Origin of the sequence: Pseudomonas sp., from assembly GCF_051660785.1 — a bacterium.
Classification (GTDB): domain Bacteria; phylum Pseudomonadota; class Gammaproteobacteria; order Pseudomonadales; family Pseudomonadaceae; genus Aquipseudomonas.
Map to the genome: position 1 here is coordinate 25,385 of NZ_JBOFQE010000092.1, position 17,827 is coordinate 43,211.

General features: G+C 60.3%; 14 protein-coding genes. 8 read left to right on the top strand and 6 right to left on the bottom strand.

What is annotated here, in order from left to right:
- Positions 1–151 precede the first annotated feature (151 nt).
- From ACRC4F_RS26595 to ACRC4F_RS26610, 4 genes are read left to right on the top strand one after another with little or no spacing between them, the layout of a single operon-like run.
- Positions 152–934 (top strand): sugar phosphate isomerase/epimerase family protein, encoded by a 783-nt coding sequence (locus ACRC4F_RS26595; protein WP_438662027.1) that lies wholly within the window; start codon positions 152–154, stop codon positions 932–934.
- Positions 927–1,988 (top strand): sugar kinase, encoded by a 1,062-nt coding sequence (locus tag ACRC4F_RS26600; protein ID WP_438662028.1) that lies wholly within the window; start codon positions 927–929, stop codon positions 1,986–1,988. Before ACRC4F_RS26595 ends, ACRC4F_RS26600 begins: the two co-directional genes overlap by 8 nt.
- Positions 1,989–2,033: 45 nt before the next feature.
- A complete protein-coding gene (locus tag ACRC4F_RS26605; protein ID WP_438662029.1) occupies positions 2,034–3,326 on the top strand; it encodes an MFS transporter in 1,293 nt (430 codons plus the stop codon).
- A gap of 21 nt (positions 3,327–3,347) precedes the next feature.
- Positions 3,348–4,325 (top strand): NAD(P)-dependent oxidoreductase, encoded by a 978-nt coding sequence (locus ACRC4F_RS26610; protein WP_438662079.1) that lies wholly within the window; start codon positions 3,348–3,350, stop codon positions 4,323–4,325.
- 127 nt (positions 4,326–4,452) lie between these two features.
- Here the strand turns inward: ACRC4F_RS26610 and ACRC4F_RS26615 are convergent, their stop codons facing one another.
- The 4 genes from ACRC4F_RS26615 to ACRC4F_RS26630 form a co-directional block, all read right to left on the bottom strand.
- Positions 4,453–5,640, bottom strand: a complete 1,188-nt coding sequence (locus tag ACRC4F_RS26615) for a pyridoxal phosphate-dependent aminotransferase (RefSeq protein WP_438662030.1) — start codon at positions 5,638–5,640, stop codon at positions 4,453–4,455.
- A 43-nt stretch (positions 5,641–5,683) separates the two neighbouring features.
- A complete protein-coding gene (locus tag ACRC4F_RS26620; RefSeq protein WP_438662031.1) occupies positions 5,684–7,309 on the bottom strand; it encodes a methyl-accepting chemotaxis protein in 1,626 nt (541 codons plus the stop codon).
- 395 nt (positions 7,310–7,704) lie between these two features.
- Positions 7,705–8,847: a glycerate kinase gene (locus ACRC4F_RS26625; RefSeq protein ID WP_438662032.1), complete on the bottom strand. Its 1,143-nt coding sequence runs from the start codon at positions 8,845–8,847 to the stop codon at positions 7,705–7,707.
- Positions 8,848–9,178: 331 nt separating this feature from the next.
- The gene (locus ACRC4F_RS26630) at positions 9,179–10,291 is read right to left on the bottom strand and encodes a sugar diacid recognition domain-containing protein (protein ID WP_438662033.1); all 1,113 of its coding nucleotides are present in this window, start codon (positions 10,289–10,291) and stop codon (positions 9,179–9,181) included.
- Between the two features lie 170 nt (positions 10,292–10,461).
- Between ACRC4F_RS26630 and ACRC4F_RS26635 the strand changes: the two genes are divergently transcribed.
- The 3 genes from ACRC4F_RS26635 (at position 10,462) to rarD (ending at position 14,405) form a co-directional block, all read left to right on the top strand.
- A complete protein-coding gene (locus ACRC4F_RS26635; RefSeq protein WP_438662034.1) occupies positions 10,462–11,772 on the top strand; it encodes an MFS transporter in 1,311 nt (436 codons plus the stop codon).
- Positions 11,773–12,165: 393 nt separating this feature from the next.
- Positions 12,166–13,179, top strand: a complete 1,014-nt coding sequence (locus tag ACRC4F_RS26640) for an aldo/keto reductase (protein ID WP_438662035.1) — start codon at positions 12,166–12,168, stop codon at positions 13,177–13,179.
- 344 nt (positions 13,180–13,523) lie between these two features.
- Positions 13,524–14,405, top strand: a complete 882-nt coding sequence (gene rarD / locus ACRC4F_RS26645; protein ID WP_438662036.1) for an EamA family transporter RarD — start codon at positions 13,524–13,526, stop codon at positions 14,403–14,405.
- A 127-nt stretch (positions 14,406–14,532) separates the two neighbouring features.
- Here rarD and hppD read toward each other — a convergent pair whose 3' ends face one another.
- Positions 14,533–15,609 carry a 4-hydroxyphenylpyruvate dioxygenase gene (hppD, locus tag ACRC4F_RS26650; protein ID WP_438662037.1) on the bottom strand — a complete coding sequence of 359 codons (1,077 nt, stop codon included), beginning with the start codon at positions 15,607–15,609 and terminating at the stop codon, positions 14,533–14,535.
- Positions 15,610–15,858: 249 nt separating this feature from the next.
- Positions 15,859–16,797, bottom strand: coding sequence for a DMT family transporter (locus ACRC4F_RS26655; RefSeq protein WP_438662038.1), 939 nt, complete (start codon positions 16,795–16,797; stop codon positions 15,859–15,861).
- A 78-nt stretch (positions 16,798–16,875) separates the two neighbouring features.
- On the opposite strand from ACRC4F_RS26655, the gene ACRC4F_RS26660 reads away from it, so the two are divergent.
- Positions 16,876–17,748 (top strand): LysR family transcriptional regulator, encoded by an 873-nt coding sequence (locus ACRC4F_RS26660; protein ID WP_438662039.1) that lies wholly within the window; start codon positions 16,876–16,878, stop codon positions 17,746–17,748.
- Positions 17,749–17,827: the final 79 nt, after the last annotated feature.

Sequence of the window (17,827 nt, forward strand, 5' to 3'; positions counted from 1 at the left end):
CGCGAGCAGGCTCGCTCCCACACTGGTTTTGTGTACGCCACAGATCCCCTGTGGGAGTGAGCCTGCTCGCGATGGGGCCCTGAAGAACACCACATTCCTTAAGCAGCATTTTTTTGAACAAAAATGAAACCGGTTTCAGAGGTGCAAAACAATGAATAAACCACCCGTTTCCATCAGCCTTTCCAGCTACGGCGCCGACCTGGTCCGCCACCGTGGCCAAGGCAGTTTTATCGCCGTGTTGGCTGCGGCTGGCGCCACGCACATTGAATGGCGCGAAGAGTTGCTGACCGATGAAAGCCCGAAGCAGCTGGCCGACGCTACCCAATCCCAAGGGCTGGAAAGCATCTATTCCTCGCCGATGGAATTGTGGCTGGCCGGCCAGTCGAAGCCCAGTCCTGAACTGCTCATCGCCCTCCAGCGCGCTGAAACGTTCGGCGCCAAATGGCTGAAAGTCTCTCTGGGTTACTTCACCGACAACAACGATCTCCAGGCCTTGAGCCGAATCCTCGCGCAAAGCCTTGTGAAGCTGTTGGTGGAAAACGACCAGACCTTGCACGGCGGCCGTATCGAACCGTTCCAGCGCTTCTTCGGCGAAGTCGAGCAGCACACGCTGCCGATCAAAATGACCTTCGACATCGGCAACTGGCAATGGCAGGACCAGTCCGCCGCCAGCGCTGCGCGGTTGCTCGGCCGGCATGTTGGCTATGTGCATTGCAAAGCCGTTGCGCGCCGGGCCGACGGCAAGCTGGTCGCCATCCCGCCGGCTGCCAGCGACGTGCATCTGTGGGAACAACTGCTGCGGCACATGGCCCAAGGCGTAATGCGGGCGGCGGAATATCCGTTGCAAGGCGATGACCTGGTGCAGTTGACCACCGAACACGTCGCCACCCTCGCCCGCCTGGGCCAATCCCGCCTGGAGAATGCTCATGTCTGAGTTCGATATCCTCTCGTTCGGCGAAACCATGGCGATGTTTGTCGCCGAGCAGAACGGTGAGCTGGCGGCCGTCAGCCAATTCCACAAGCGCATTGCCGGGGCGGACAACAACGTTGCGATTGGCCTTTCGCGGCTGGGTTTCAATGTGGCGTGGTTGAGCCGGGTGGGTGCTGATTCTCTGGGCCGGTTTGTCGTAGACACGTTGGAAAAAGAAGGCCTGGATTGCAGCCATGTCGCCATTGACCCGGCACACCCGACCGGTTTTCAGCTCAAGTCCCGCACCGACGATGGCAGCGATCCGGCGGTCGAGTATTTCCGTCGCGGTTCGGCGGCCAGTCATTTGTCGGTGCAGTCGATCTCCCCGTCATTGCTCAACGCTCGGCATCTGCACGCCACCGGTATTCCTCCGGCGCTGTCTGCGTCTGCCCGGGAAATGTCGTTCGAACTGACGACCCGCATGCGCAATGCCGGACGCAGCGTGTCTTTCGACCCGAACCTGCGCCCGAGCCTGTGGGCCGACGAGCAGTTGATGATCAGAGAAATCAATCGCCTCGCCGCCCTCGCCCATTGGGTATTGCCGGGGTTGAGTGAAGGCCGGTTGCTGACCGGGTTTGACGACCCGGCGGACATCGCGGCGTTTTATCTCGATCAGGGCGCTGAAGCAGTGGCGATCAAACTCGGGCCACATGGCGCGTATTACCGCACCCATCAGGATGAAGGTTTTGTCGCGGGCGTGCCGGTGGCAACGGTAGTCGACACGGTCGGGGCTGGCGATGGCTTTGCGGTCGGCATGATCAGCGCCTTGCTGGAAAACCACAGCTTTGCCGATGCCGTGCAGCGGGCCAACTGGATTGGTAGCCGCGCGGTGCAGAGTCGGGGGGATATGGAGGGGTTACCGACCCGAGCCGAGATGTCCGCTGAATTTGAAGCCGCCATCGCGAGCAGGCTCACTCCCACAGGGGATCTGTGGCGTTCACAAAACCCATGTGGGAGTGACGGTGCGACGATTCGACCTGCTCGCGATGAGGCCCGCACAGTCACTGAAGATCTTTGACCCGTTACCTGCTGCGACAAAAACAACAAGCTCAGGAGCACCACCATGAAAACCGCATCACTCGCCACCCGCCGCTGGTGGTACATCATGCCCATCGTCTTCATCACCTACAGCCTGGCGTATCTGGACCGCGCCAATTACGGGTTCGCCGCCGCCTCCGGGATGGCCGCCGACCTGATGATCACGCCCGGCCTGTCGTCGATGCTCGGCGCACTGTTCTTCCTCGGTTACTTTTTCTTCCAGGTGCCGGGTGCGATCTACGCGCAGAAGCACAGCGTGAAGAAGCTGATTTTCGTCAGCCTGATCCTCTGGGGCGGGCTCGCCACGTTGACCGGCATCGTGTCCAACGCTTATTGGCTGATCGTGATCCGTTTCATGCTCGGCGTGGTCGAAGCCGCGGTGATGCCGGCGATGCTGGTGTACCTGTGCCACTGGTTCACCCGGGCCGAACGCTCGCGGGCCAACACCTTCCTGATCCTCGGCAACCCGGTGACCATGCTCTGGATGTCGGTAGTCTCGGGTTATCTGGTGCAGCATTACAGCTGGCGCTGGATGTTCATCATTGAAGGTTTGCCAGCGGTGTTCTGGGCGTTTATCTGGTGGCGTCTGGCCGATGACCGTCCGGCCCAGGCCAAGTGGCTGACCGATCAGGAGAAGCAGGATCTGGAAAGCGCTCTTGCCGCCGAACAGGTCGGCATCAAAGCGGTGAAGAACTACGCCGAAGCCTTCCGCTCGCCGAAAGTCATCATCCTCGCGTTGCAGTTTTTCTGCTGGAGCATTGGTGTCTACGGTTTCGTGTTGTGGTTGCCGTCGATCCTCAAGGCCGGCGCGCAGATGGACATGATCGAAGCCGGCTGGCTCTCGGCGCTGCCATACCTGGCCGCGGTGATCGGCATGCTGTTGGTGTCCTGGGGCTCGGACAAATTGCAGAAGCGCAAACGCTTCGTCTGGCCGCCGCTGCTGATTGCCTCCATTGCGTTCTACGGCTCCTACGCCTTGGGCGCCGAACATTTCTGGTGGTCCTACACCCTGCTGGTGATTGCCGGCGCCTGCATGTATGCACCGTACGGACCGTTTTTCGCCATCGTTCCGGAAATCCTTCCCGCCAACGTTGCCGGGGGCGCCATGGCGCTGATCAACAGCATGGGCGCGCTGGGTTCGTTTGGCGGTTCGTATCTGGTCGGTTACCTGAACAGCTCCACCGGGTCGCCCGGCGCTTCGTATTTGCTGATGAGCGGCGCGTTGATGCTCTCGGTGGTGCTGACGATTTTCCTCAAGCCTGGCGCCAGTGACCGGGTCGTGGCCAAGGCTGCTGCGCCAGTGGCTGCTCACCCTTGAATTGAAGTTGAGATGATGACGATGAAAAAGCAGGTCGTGCTGTACAAGAAACTTTCGCCGCTGTTGATGGCTCGCCTGCATGAGCACACCGACGTGATATTGATCGACAACCTCAATCCGGAGGGCATCGCACAACTGCGCGACGCCCTGCCCCGCGCCCATGGCTTGCTCGGTGCGAGCCTGAAGCTGGATGCCGGACTTCTCGATCTGGCGCCCCACCTCGAAGCCATCGCCAGCGTCTCCGTGGGCGTCGACAACTACGACATCGATTACCTGACCGAGCGGCGCATTCTGCTGAGCAACACGCCGGATGTGCTGACCGAAACCACGGCTGACACGGGATTCGCGCTGATTCTGGCGACGGCCCGACGTGTGGTGGAATTGGCCAACATGGTCCGCGCCGGGCAGTGGAACCGCAACATCGGCCCGGTGCATTTCGGCACCGACGTGCACGGCAAGACGCTGGGCATCATTGGCATGGGGCGTATTGGCGAGGCGTTGGCGCAACGTGGGCATTTCGGTTTTGGCATGCCGGTGATCTATCACAGTCACTCGCCGAAACCGGCGGTCGAACAACGCTTCAACGCTCAATACCGCAGCCTGACCGAGCTGTTGCAGCAGGCCGATTTCATTTGCCTGACCTTGCCGCTGACGGCTGAGACCGAAGGGCTGATTGGCGCTGAAGAATTCGCCTTGATGCGTCCGGAGAGCATTTTCATCAATATTTCCCGAGGCAAGGTGGTGGATGAAGCAGCGCTGATTGAGGCGTTGCGCACCGGGCAGATTCGCGCAGCGGGGCTGGATGTGTTTGAGCGTGAGCCGCTGAATGTTGATTCGCCGTTGTTGACGTTGAACAACGTGGTGGCGACGCCGCACATAGGGTCGGCGACGCATGAGACGCGGGAAGCGATGGCTCAATGCGCGGTGGACAATCTGCTGATGGCGTTGGCGGGGGAGCGGCCGAAGAATCTGGTGAATGCCGGGGCGTGGCAGGCTTAGGACATTGGGTGCCTGTCAGGCAACCATCGCGAGCAGGCTCGCTCCCACAGGGGTTTTGTGTACGCCACAGATCCAGTGTGGGAGCTAGCCTGCTAGCGATGAGGTCGGCATGACCAACGCAAAACTGTCAGGCCCGCCGCGCTTCCAGCAGGTCCGCCGCACACAAGGCAATCCGCCGACAGGCATCCGCCAGCTTCAGTTGATCCACCACCAACCCGAGCCGGATATGCCCCGCCGCGCTCGGTCCAAATGCCTCCCCGGCGAGCACCGATACGCCGTAACCCTCCAGCAAGCGCTCGGCAAAGCCTTGGGCACACAACCCGGTCGGGCGCACGTCCACCATTACGAACATCCCGCCATCCGGCCGGATCGGTCGAAGCCCCGCGCAATTGCTTAACCGCGCGCACACCAGATCGCGCCGTTGGCGATACTCCTCACGCATCAGCGCCACTTCCGGCAAGTCTTCATCAAGCGCCACTTGCGCGGCTTTCTGCACAAAATCCGGAATGCCGAACAGCATGCACAACGATAAATGCACCAAGTGTTCCGCCAGCCTTTTCGGGCCGATTGACCACCCCACGCGCCAGCCACTCATGGCATGGGATTTGGACAAGCTGTTGATCGTCGCGGTCCTTTCAGCCATGCCCGGCAGACTCGCCGGACTGATGTGTTCACCCTCGAATAACAGATCGCTGTAGACCTCGTCACTGATCAGCCACAGGTTATGGCGCACGCACAACGCGGCTAGCGCCTGCCATGTCTTCAAAGACAGGCTGGCACCCGACGGATTGTTCGGACTGTTGAGCAACAGGACGCGGGTCTTCGGCGTGATCAGCGCCGCGACATCCGCCGGATCAACGCGAAAGCCGTTCTCCGGCCGCACCGCCACTGGCACCACTTTGGCGGAGCAGGCGCCGAACACGCCTTCGTAGGTCACGTACATCGGCTCGGCGACGATCACCTCATCGCCCGGATCGAGCAGGCATTGCGCGACTGAATACACCGCACACTGCGCCCCCGGAAACACGATCACATGATCGGCATCCACTGCCTGACCGCTGCGTTTTCGATGCCGTCGCGCGATGCTGCTGCGCAATCCGCGGCTGCCGCGCACCTCCGGATAATGCGTGTCGCCGGCCCGCAAACTGTCGATGGCCGCCTGGATGATGGGCGGCGGTGTGTCGAAATCGGGATCGCCGATGGACAACAGCAACACATCGATTCCTTGCTCGCGCATTTCCAGCGCTCGGTCATGAATCTGCCAGGCTGCCGCTCCATCGCCGGCGATTCGTTGGGTCAAGGCTGAATAGCGCATGTGTTTCTCCTGTCGCGCGCGGACTCCCAGCCTCAACCCTATCTCAAATCACGAAACGCGCCACCATCGCATTCAAATCTACCGCCAGACGCGACAGCTCATGGGTCGCGGCGCTGGTCTGATTGGCACCGGCGGCGGACTGGGTGGCGAGGTCACGGATGTTCACCAGGTTGCGGTCGACTTCGCGGGACACTTGGGCCTGTTCTTCCGACGCGCTGGCGATCACCAGGTTGCGCTCGTTGATCAAGTGGATCGACTGAGTGATCTGCTCCAGTGCGACACCGGCGGCGCGAGCCATCTCCAACGTGCTCTGGGTGCGCTGATTGCTTTGCTGCATCGACGAGACCGCTTCACCCGTGCCGTTCTGGATGCCGGCGACCATTTTTTCGATTTCCTGGGTCGATTGCGCGGTGCGGTGGGCCAGCGCCCGGACTTCGTCGGCGACCACGGCAAAGCCACGTCCGGCTTCACCGGCGCGCGCCGCTTCAATCGCAGCGTTAAGGGCCAGCAAGTTGGTTTGTTCAGCGATGGCGCGGATCACGTCCAGCACTTTGCCGATATCGCGGCCCTGCGCAGCCAGGCCTTCGATCATCAACGAGGTGTTTTGCACGTCGTGGGTCATGGTCTGGATCGCGTCGACGGTTTCCACCACGCGGTCGCGGCCTTCGCGTGCAGCTTGGGTCGACTGGTTCGAGGCTTCGGAGGTCGATACGGCGTTGCGCGCTACTTCTTCAACGGCGGCGGTCATTTCGTTAACTGCTGTCGCAGCCTGTTCGATTTCGTTGTTCTGTTGCTGCAGGCCGCGAGACGCTTCCTGGGTCACGGTGCTCAGCTCTTCAGCCGCCGCACCCAGTTGCGTGGCGGAACCGGCGATCTGTTCGATGGTTTTGCGCAGGTTCGCCTGCATGACGGACAAGGCGCCTAGCAAACGGGCCGGTTCGTCCTTGCCGTCGACTTCGATGGTCTTGGTCAAGTTGCCGCCAGCAATGGTTTCGGCGGCCTGCACCGCGCGATTCAGCGGCGTGACGATGCTGCGGGTCAACAGCCAGGCCAGCAGCACGGTCATGAGCGACGCCACCACCGACACCGCAATGATTCCGTTCACGGCGCTGTTGTAGTTTTCTTCAGCGACAACACCGGCCGCTTTCGCGCCATCGTTGTTGTACGCCACCAGTCGGTTGAGCTGTTCGCCCATCTGGTCGGTGCCTTCCTTGATCCGCGTGTTGATCAAGGTGCGCATCTCATCGACCTTGTTCTGGCGCGACAGGTCCATCATTTCGCGCTGGGCTTGCATGTAGTTGTCCAGTGTCGCGCTGAACACCTTGTACAGCGCCGCTTCCTCAGGACCCGCCGGCAACTCGGCATAGCTGGCCTGCGCCTTGCGTGCCTTGTCGGTGAGCACGCCGATGCGGGTTTCAGCCTCCTGCAAACTGGCCGGCTCGCGGTTGACCAGAATCCGGAACGACAGAATGCGCATACGCAAGATGTTTTCGGTGACATTGCCCAGATAGCTGACGCTGGGCAATTGGGTGCTGCCCATGTCAATCGAGGATTGGCGGATGATCGACATGCGATTCACCGCAAACACGCCCAGCACGATGACGAGCAAGGCAATGAAGGCAAAACCCAGGAAAGCTCGGGGCGCGATTTTCAGGTTACGCAGGGACATAGGACGATACTCGGGTGATTGAGGCGGCGAGCGTCCTTGCGGTGATTGCTGGGTGGCGGGCATCGAGGCGCGCGGAGCCAGCCCGGCGCCACTGTTGTAATAGGTTTGTGTGCGCCTAATGGGTGTATCGGCTGGGGATGAGGTTTTTCGCGGGGAATTAAGAAAAATATTTCGCGGCACTGCAAGTGTTTCAACCTTGAAACACTGATCCCTGTAGCAGCTGTCGAGCTTGATTAGTGGTGAGGGGATTTATCCCCGTTCGGCTGCGAAGCAGTCGTGAATCCTGCAAGTGCGGTGTGAATGGCGGAACGCTGGGGGCCGCTTCGCAGCCCAACGGGGATAAATCCCCTCACCACTAAGCAGGCTCGGCAGCTGCTACAGGAAAGGGTTGAACTTCAGGTTTTACGGCGGGCCATGCGCCAGACCCGTGCGATATCACTGGCGCGATCCTGCAACAACCGCGGCGCGTCGGCGCAGGCCTGTTCCAGCGTCATCGGCCCACTGGCCAAGGCAAAGGCCGCGTCGATGCCATGCGCATACAATTCTTGATATCCCTCGCCCAACGTCCCAGCGATCACAATGACCGGCACGACCTGCCCTTGGGCGATACGCGCCACGCCGAAAGGCGTCTTGCCGCGCAAGGTCTGCGCATCGAAACGCCCTTCGCCGGTAATCACCAGGTCGGCACCTTTTACCGCGTCAGCCAGCCCGACCAACTCCGCGACAACTTCCACGCCTGCCTTGAATTGCGCCTCCAGAAACGCCTTTGCCGCGAACCCCAAGCCACCCGCCGCGCCGCTGCCCGGCTCGTCCTGGACGTCCTTGCCCAACGCCTGGGCGCACTGCTCGGCAAAGTGCCCGAGGGCAGCGTCCAGTTGCCGGACCTGCTCGGGCGAAGCCCCTTTCTGCGGACCGAAAATCGCAGAAGCGCCGTGAGGACCGCACAATGGATTGTTGACGTCTGCGGCGATGTCGAAACGCACGTTGGCCAGGCGCGGATCGATTGCACTCAGATCGATCTGAGCCAGTTGCGCCAACGCCAAACCGCCCGGTGCCAGCGTTTGCCCGTGCGCGTCCAGCAACTTCACCCCCAACGCCTGCATCGCGCCGGCACCGGCATCATTGGTGGCGCTGCCGCCAATGGCCAGGATCACCCGTTGTGCCCCGGCATCGAGCGCCGCGCAAATCAGCTCGCCGGTGCCGAACGTGCTGCTGATGCACGCATCGCGTTGCCCCGGCGGCACCAATTGCAGGCCGCTGGCTTCGGCCATTTCGATGATCGCGGTATGGCTTTGCGGCAACCAGCCCCACGCGGCATCGACGGCCACCCCGAGCGGGCCGCGAACCTGCGTCCTGCGCAATTGACCTTCGCACGCTGCCAGAATCGACTCGACCGTGCCTTCACCGCCATCGGCCATCGGGCACTTGACCAGTTGCGCATCCGGCCAGACCTGCGCCAGGCCGAGGGCGATGGCGTCGGCCACACCTTGGGCACTCAGGCTGTCCTTGAACGAATCGGGGGCGATGACGATTTTCATGCGAATTCTCCAGTTCCAATGCATTCCATGCTGCCAGCAGCCCCGAACAATAACGCCGGTCCGCTGCACAAGCGGGTGTGGCGTTTATTGTTCATTTCCACAAAACCCTCCCGGCTCACACTCTCTGTTGTAGCAGCTGCCGTTGTGGTGAGGAGATTTAGCGAAACGTCGCACCGCCCCGTTCGGCTGCGAAGCAGTCGTGAATTCAGACAATGTGGTGCATCAGAAAGCCCGTGTGCTCAGGTTTTTACGACTGCTGCGCAGCCGAACGGGGCGGTGCGACGTTTCGCTAAATCCCCTCGCCACAAGGCAGCTACAAGATTGGGGTTTGTCAGTCGGTTTGGGGGAGGAGTTGGACGCCCAAGTACAGCGCAAGCATCCCGTCGAGTTTCAGCGGATCAACCCCGCTCAGCTCGGCAATCCGCTCCATCCGATAGCGCAAGCTGTTGCGATGAATCCCCAGCGCATCGGCACACGCCTGGCTTTGCCCGTCGTGCTCGCACCAACTGCGCAAGGTCGCCAGCAGTTGACCGTTGCCGTCCTTGGCGATGACTTTGCGCAGTGGCTTGAGCAATTCATCCAGCGCATCGTCGTTGCGATGCCGCCACAGCATCACCGGCAGCCGATAACGGTGGAGCGTCAACAGGCGCGAACGCGGCAACACATCACGCCCGTACGCCAACAAGTCGCCGACCCGTCGATAACAGCGACGCAACCCGGACAGGCCATCCGCCTGCCCGCCCACGGCAATGCGTACAATGTTCCAGCCCAGCCCGTCGAGTTTCTCCAGCAGCCGATCATTCTCGATCGCTTGGGAAGCCGGTCGGCACCACAGCAACGAAGACTTCGCCGAACTCACGCACCAACTGTCGGGGTATCGAGACGTCAGCCACGCACTCAGTGCATCCACCGTTTGTCCCGGCCCGTGCTCCACGCCCAACTCGAACAGATACGGCACTCGCGTCATCTGCGGCTTGAGTCCCAGTTGCTGCGCTTCGTCCAGCAATCGTGGCGAATCCCCCGCCTCGCTCAACAGCAACGCCAGCAGATCATCGCAGCGCTGACGCCGCCATTGCTGCTCGGCCTGCTGATTGCGCTGGCCCACCAGCATCTCCGCCGTCATGCGCACCAGCTCGGCATAGGTACGCAATTGCTCGGGTTCTCCGGTAATCCCCAGTACGCCAATCAAGCGCTGATCGAGCAGCAACGGCAGGTTGATCCCCGGCTGCACACCTTTGAGATGAATCGCCGTCTGCGCATCGATTTCCACCACCCGCCCGTTGGCCAGCACCAGTTGCGCACCTTCATGGCGGGTATTGATGCGCTCCGGTTCGCCGCTGCCGAGAATCAAGCCCTGACTGTCCATGACGTTGACGTTGTACGGCAGGATGGCCATCGCCCGGTCGACGATGTCCTGGGCCAGGTCGTGATCGAGTTCGAACATAACGGGATCCTTCAAAGCGTGATGGGACGGGGTTGTTCACCCGCACAGGGCTTGGTTGCAAACCCTGTGCGCAGGCACAAAGACAGCAACCCCGAGGGTGGCCGAGACTCTCAGGGCGATCAACGTTACCCTGCGCATCGCAAAAAATCATAATAAAGAGAGAGCCCGCCATGTCACAGAGCGCCGCCGCTACCCAGGCCATCGTTGACGACAAAAACGCCGTCTACAAACGCATTACCCTGCGTTTGATCCCCTTCATCTTCATCTGCTACCTGTTCAACTACCTCGACCGGGTCAACGTTGGATTCGCCAAACTGCAGATGCTCGACGCGCTGAAATTCAGCGAAACCGTGTACGGCCTCGGCGCCGGGATCTTCTTTATCGGCTACGTGCTGTGCGGCGTGCCGAGCAACCTGGCCCTGACCAAATTCGGCCCACGGCGCTGGATCGCGCTGATGATGATCGTCTGGGGCACGCTGTCGACCTGCCTGCTGTTCGTCACCACCCCGACCGAGTTCTACACCTTGCGCCTGTTCACCGGCGCGGCCGAAGCCGGGTTCTTCCCGGGCGTGGTGCTTTACCTCTCGCAGTGGTTCCCGACCTTCCGCCGTGGCCGCATCATGGCGCTGTTCATGTCGGCGATCCCGGTGTCCGGCCTGCTTGGCAGCCCGTTTTCCGGCTGGATCCTCAACCACTTCGCCGCGGGCCAGGGCGGTTTGGCCGGCTGGCAGTGGATGTTCCTGCTGCAAGGCATTCCGACCGTGATCCTCGGCGCCCTCGCCTATTTCCTGCTGAGCGACAGCTACGCCAACGCCAAGTGGCTCACGCCGTTCGAGCGTTCGGTGCTGGAAGCCGACCACGCCGAGGACCTGGCCAACAAACCGAAAACTACCACCGACTCGCTGCTGGCCGTGTTCAAGAACCCGGCGATCTGGGCGTTCGGCTTGATCTACTTCTGCATCCAGAGCGGCGTCTACGCGATCAACTTCTGGCTGCCGTCGATCATCAAGAACCTGGGTTTCAGCGATAACCTGGTGATCGGCTGGTTGAGTGCGATTCCGTACCTGCTGGCGGCGCTGTTCATGTTGATGGTGGGCCGTTCGGCGGACTTGCGCAAAGAACGTCGCTGGCACTTGGTGGTGCCGATGCTGATGGGCGCGGTGGGTCTGCTGATCGCCGTGAACTTTGCGACCACGCCGGCCATTGCGATTCTCGGCCTGACCATTGCCACTATGGGCGCCCTCACCGGCTTGCCGATGTTCTGGCCAGTGCCGACGGCGCTGCTGAGCGCGGGTGCGGCGGCGGGTGGTCTTGCGTTGATCAACTCCATGGGGCAGATGGCGGGTTTCCTGAGCCCGTACCTGGTGGGTTGGGTCAAGGACAGCACTGGGTCGACTGATGCGGCGCTGTATCTGCTGGCGGGTGTGATTGTTTGCGGGAGTTTGCTGGCGTTGCGCATGACGCGGACGCTGCGGGTGTAATAAGGCTGATCCGCACCTACAAAATCGGCCCTTTCGGGCCGTTTTTCATTGCGCGTGTGCTGAAGGCTTTATCGGGTCAGACGCACTTTTGTGACCACCTTGGCTTTTGTGGCGAGTGAGCTTGCTCCCGCGGGGCTGCGAAGCGGCCCCAAAAACTGCAACCTCGGACTTTCGGGCAAACCGCGTTAACCGGTTTTACGACTGCTGCGCAGCCGAGCGGGAGCAAGCTCCCTCGCCACAGGTATTGTGCGTTCTTCGAAATTGGCGTTTAGCCCTGCGGGGCTACGTTATCCAACACCCGGTGTCACGCCCTACTCCGATAATTCACTTTGCTACGCGTAACGGTTCTGGTATTTGATTGAGCCTTTCTCCCACCGGTAAAAGGATTTCGACATGAGCTATCGCACGCTGGGTCATTCGGGTTTACAGGTCTCGACCCTGACACTGGGCACCATGATGTTCGGCGAACAGACCAGCACTGAAGATTCCCTGCGGATCATCGACAAGGCCTGGGACCAGGGCATCAATTTCATCGACACCGCAGACGTGTACACCGGTGGCCGTTCTGAAGAGATCGTCGGCGAAGCGATTGCCGGGAACCGCCACGAATGGGTGCTGGCGACCAAGGTCGGTTTCGGCCCGGTGGACGGTGTGCCGAACCGCAGCGGGTTGAGCCGCAAGCACATTTTCAATGGCCTCGACGCCAGCCTGACGCGTTTGGGCACCGACTACCTCGACATCTATTACCTGCACCGCGAAGACCACAACACGCCGCTGGAAGTGACCGTGTCGGCAATTGGCGATCTGATTCGCCAGGGCAAGATTCGTTATTGGGGGCTGTCAAACTATCGCGGCTGGCGGATTGCCGAGGTGATTCGGGTGGCGGATCAACTGGGGGTCGATCGGCCGGTGATCAGTCAGCCGTTGTACAACATTGTTAACCGTCAGGCCGAGACCGAGCAGATCACCGCCGCGCAAAATTATGGGTTGGGCGTGGTGCCATACAGTCCGTTGGCGCGTGGCGTGCTCAGCGGCAAGTACGCGCCGGACGTGAAGCCGGATGCCAATAGCCGAGCCGGCCGCGCCGACAAACGCATTCTGGAAACTGAATGGCGAGTCGAGTCGTTGCGCATCGCCCAGCAGATTCAGCGCTACACGCAGGAACGTGGCGTGGGCATTGTCGAGTTTGCGATTGCCTGGGTATTGAACAATAGCGCCGTTGCCTCGGCCATCGTTGGCCCGCGGACCGAGGAACAATGGGATGCCTACACCAAGGCTCAAGCGGTGAAGATTACGGCGCAGGACGAGGCATTTATTGATTCGCTGGTGACACCGGGGCATTCGTCGACACCGGGGTTTAATGATGTGAGCCATTTCGTGTCGGGGCGTAAAACGCGTACGGCTTGAGATTTATCGCGAGCAGGCTCCCTCCCACAGGGGATTTGTGTGGGACACAGATTTGGTGCTCAGCAAAGGACTCATGTAGGAGTGAGCCTGCTCGCGATAGCGGTGTGTCGGGCAACGTTGATTTTGGATGTGATGGCCTCTTCGCGAGCAGGCTCGCTCCTACAGGGGATTTGTGCCGGACGCGGATGTGGTGTTCGGCGCAGGACTCATGTGGGAGCGAGCCTGCTCGCGATGGCGGTCTATCATTCACCGGGATGTTGGAAATATTGATCGCCCGGCCAATATTCAGCACAAAAAACACGTATCCTCTGCGCCCGTTTCACGTCCAGCTTCGCGAGGGCAGTTTGTCTAAAGGTATTGCTTTATCGGTCTCGGCCTCGGTGCTGTTTGCCGTCATGTATTACTACACATCGTTGCTCACCCCCCTGAGCGGCGTGGAGATTTTCGGCTGGCGCATGTTGCTGACCGTTCCGTGCATGACCGTGTTCATGGTGGTTTCCGGAGAATGGAAGCGTGTGCTCGAAATCTTTCGACGCATCGCTGGCAACCGCAAATTGATGGCGGGCCTGGTCGCCTCCTCCGCCCTGCTCGGTGTGCAGCTTTGGCTGTTTATGTGGGCGCCGCTCAACGGCTATAGCCTGGATGTGTCGCTCGGCTATTTCCTGTTGCCGCTGACCATGGTGCTGACCGGCCGGATCGCCTACGGAGAACGTCTCTCCTATCTGCAGAAAATCGCCGTGGTGCTGGCCTGCCTTGGCGTGATCAACGAGGTGTATCAGGTCGGTGGTTTTTCCTGGGCCACCTTGCTGGTCTGCATCGGCTATCCCCTGTATTTCATCCTGCGCAAGCGTCTGGCGGCGGACAACCTTGGCGGCTTATGGCTGGACATGGCGTTGACGCTGCCGGTGGCGTTCTGGTTCGTGCAGAGTGGTGAACAGGGTTTCGGCGTGTTTGATCAATACCCGTGGTTGTCGCTGCTGATCCCGCTACTCGGGGTGATCAGCGCGTCGGCGCTGGTGGTCTACATCATCGCCAGCCGGCTGTTGCCGTTCAGTCTGTTCGGGCTGTTGAGTTACGTAGAGCCGGTGTTGTTGCTCGGCGTTGCGTTGCTGCTTGGGGAAAGCATCAAGCCGGGGGAATGGCTGACTTATATACCGATCTGGTTGGCGGTAGTGGTGTTGGTGTTTGAAGGGTTCAAACACCTGATGCGCCATCGCAGACCTTAAATACAGCACAAACAAATGTGGGAGCCAGCCTGCTGGCGATTGCAATCTGTCAGTCAACATCAATGTTGGCTCTGAAGACGCTATCGCCAGCAGGCTGGCTCCCACAGTTTTTTAGCGGTGAGGCGGTTTACTCGGTGGCAAGCACGCCACGACGAACCTGATCTCGCTCAATCGATTCGAACAGCGCCTTGAAGTTGCCTTCGCCGAAGCCATCGTCGCCTTTACGCTGGATGAATTCGAAGAACACCGGGCCCATCAGGGTTTCCGAGAAGATCTGCAACAGCAGACGCTTGTCGCCCGACTCGGACGAGCCGTCCAGCAGGATCCCGCGCGACTGCAGCTGATCGACGGGCTCGCCGTGATTTGGCAAACGGCCTTCGAGCATCTCGTAGTAGGTTTCCGGTGGTGCGGTCATGAAGCGCATGCCGATGCTTTTCAGGTGATCCCAGGTCTTGATCAGGTCATCGCTGAGGAAGGCCACGTGCTGGATGCCCTCACCGTTGAACTGCATCAGGAACTCTTCGATCTGCCCGGCGCCCTTGGACGATTCTTCGTTCAGTGGGATTTTGATCATGCCGTCCGGTGCGGTCATGGCCTTGGAGGTCAGGCCGGTGTATTCGCCCTTGATGTCGAAGTAACGAATTTCGCGGAAGTTGAATAGCTTCTCGTAGAAGTTGGCCCAGTAAGCCATGCGACCGCGATAGACGTTGTGGGTCAGGTGGTCGATGATTTTCAGACCGGCGCCGACCGGGTTGCGGTCCACACCCTCGATGAACACGAAGTCGATGTCGTAGATCGAGCTGCCTTCGCCGAAACGGTCGATCAGGTACAGCGGCGCGCCGCCGATGCCTTTGATCGCCGGCAGGTTCAGCTCCATCGGGCCGGTTTCGATGTGGATCGGCTGGGCACCGATTTCCAGCGCGCGCTTGTAGGCCAGTTGCGAATCCTTGACGCGGAACGCCATGCCGCACACCGACGGGCCGTGCTCGGCCGCGAAGTACGAGGCGACGCTGTGCGGCTCGTTGTTGAGGATCAGGTTGATCTGGCCCTGGCGATACAGGTGCACGTCTTTGGAGCGGTGGGTCGCGACCTTGGTGAAGCCCATGATCTCGAAGATCGGCTCCAGGGTATTCGGGATCGGCGATGCGAGCTCGATGAATTCAAAGCCCATCAGGCCCATTGGGTTTTCGTATAAATCTGCCATTTTGGCGCCTCATCATTTTTTAGAATTAACGGAACGTTAGATGCTAAGAATGCTGAAGTCGGCGGGTGGCGCGCAGGAGATGCCCCGCACGCTGCGGGCGAGGAAGTCACCGTAGATCAATTGAAACCCGAAACTTTTCATTGTCGACCCAAGGCTGATACGGGCGAGGCTTCTGTTTCCAGAAGACGATTATTATTGTATGCGTAACCCGATTCTACACAGCGTAAATAGGTTTGTCCGCCTTCTGTATCAAATCCCCTTTTTCCCTGATCGCGCAAGGGGTTTATTGCAGAGGAAAATCCCCGCGACAATCAGCCCTCCTCCCAGGCACATCGCCAGTGTCAACTGCTCGCCCAACAGCAGCGCGCCGAGGATGACCGCGGTCAGCGGATTCAAGGCAATGAACACCCCCGAACGGGTCGCGCCGATTTGGCGGATACCGTCGTAATAGCCGATGTAGGCCAGTGCCGAGCCCAATACGCCGAGATACATCACGCTCAACCATTGTTGTGGACCGAGGCCGATAAGCGCGCTGACACTCAGTTCACCGCGCACCGCACTGGTCACCCAGAGCATCAGCGTGCCCAGCAGAATCGAATACGTCACCGTCTGCACCGGCCCCAGCGTGTGATTCAGCTCTTTGGAGAACAGCGAGTAAATTCCCCAGCCGAGCACGCAGCCGAGAATCAACAGGTCGCCGACCCAGGCATCGGCATTGCCGGCCAATAGTTGCGGGTTGCGGCTTACGATCACTAGACTTGCCCCGGCAATGCAAACCGCGATGCCGAAGACTTTCGCCCGGCTCAGGCGCTCCTTGAACAGCAGCCACGATGCGAGGCCGATGACCGCCGGGTTCAGCGCCACGATCAATGACGCCCGTGAGGCGTTTATATAATGCAGCCCGTAAAAGAAGCACAGGTTGTAAAAGAAGATCCCGAAAAACCCCAGCAGCGCCAGTTGCAGCCATTGCCTGGCGCTCGGTTTCGCCAATGGCACCCTGGCCAACAGCACGTACAGCAGCAACGCCACGCTAGCCAGCAGGAATCTCAGGCTGGCAGCGAACAAGGGGCTCAGGCTGTCCGCGAGAAACCGGCCAGCCACGAAAGTCCCGCCCCAAATCATGGTGACGGCGGCGAGCTTCAGGTAAACCGGGACATCGGATGAGGTTGTTTGCGCATAGCTATTCATAAGGCGGAAGGACTGTTTGAGGGATGGATGACGTATCATTCGGCTAATGCGCGATCATCGTAAAATGAGTAAAGACTCATGACCCTTACACAACTCGAGATTTTCTCTCTCGTCGCCGAACTACGTGGATTCACGGCGGCGGCCAATCGGCTGGGGATTTCCCAGTCCGCGGTGTCTCATGCCCTGAAATCGCTGGAACAGGAATTGGGCGTCGAGTTATTCAGGCGCCACCAGTCTCAAATCGAATTGAGCGACATCGGCCAACAACTCCTGTCGCGCGCCCGGGCGATGCTCGGGCTGGCCAACACCTTGCGCCAGGAAGCCGCCGATGCCCGCGGAATGAAGCGCGGCACCTTGCGCATCGGCTCGTTCGGCCCGACTTCGTCGATCAAACTGCTGCCACAGATCCTGCAGCACTACCGCGCCGCTCACCCCGGTATCGAAGTCCACATCGACGAAGGTCCGGACCGCCAGATAATCCAGTGGCTGGAAGAGCGGCGAATCGATGTCGGTTTTGTGGTGCTGCCTGAAGAACGCTTCGATACCTTCGCGTTGATCGAAGACCGGATGGTCGCGTTACTGCCCGCCGATCATCCGCTGGCGGGTCGCGACAGCCTGGGGTTGAGCGACTTGTGTCACGACCCGTTCGTGCTGACCGAGGCCGGCTCTTCGGAGTTGGTTTCGCGACTGTTCAGTGCTGCAAGGCTGACACCGAACATCCGTTATCGCTGCTCGCAGTTGCTCAGCACCCTCGACACTGTGGGCCGTGGCGATGCCGTCACCGTGGTCGCCGAAGGCTCATTACCCGACGACAACGATAGCCGTTATGTGAAAAAACCACTGTCACCCTCCGTCAATCGGCAGGTGGGCCTGGCGGTGCTCGACCAGCGTCAGTCGTCGCCCGCCACACTGGCATTTATCCAACTGGCGTCAAGCCTGAACTATCGTTGAGCAGCATAAGCACCGCCGGCCATCTATCATGCCCACTACCTGAACTCTTTTTGGAAGGCGCGCCTTTGTTCTTCCAGCA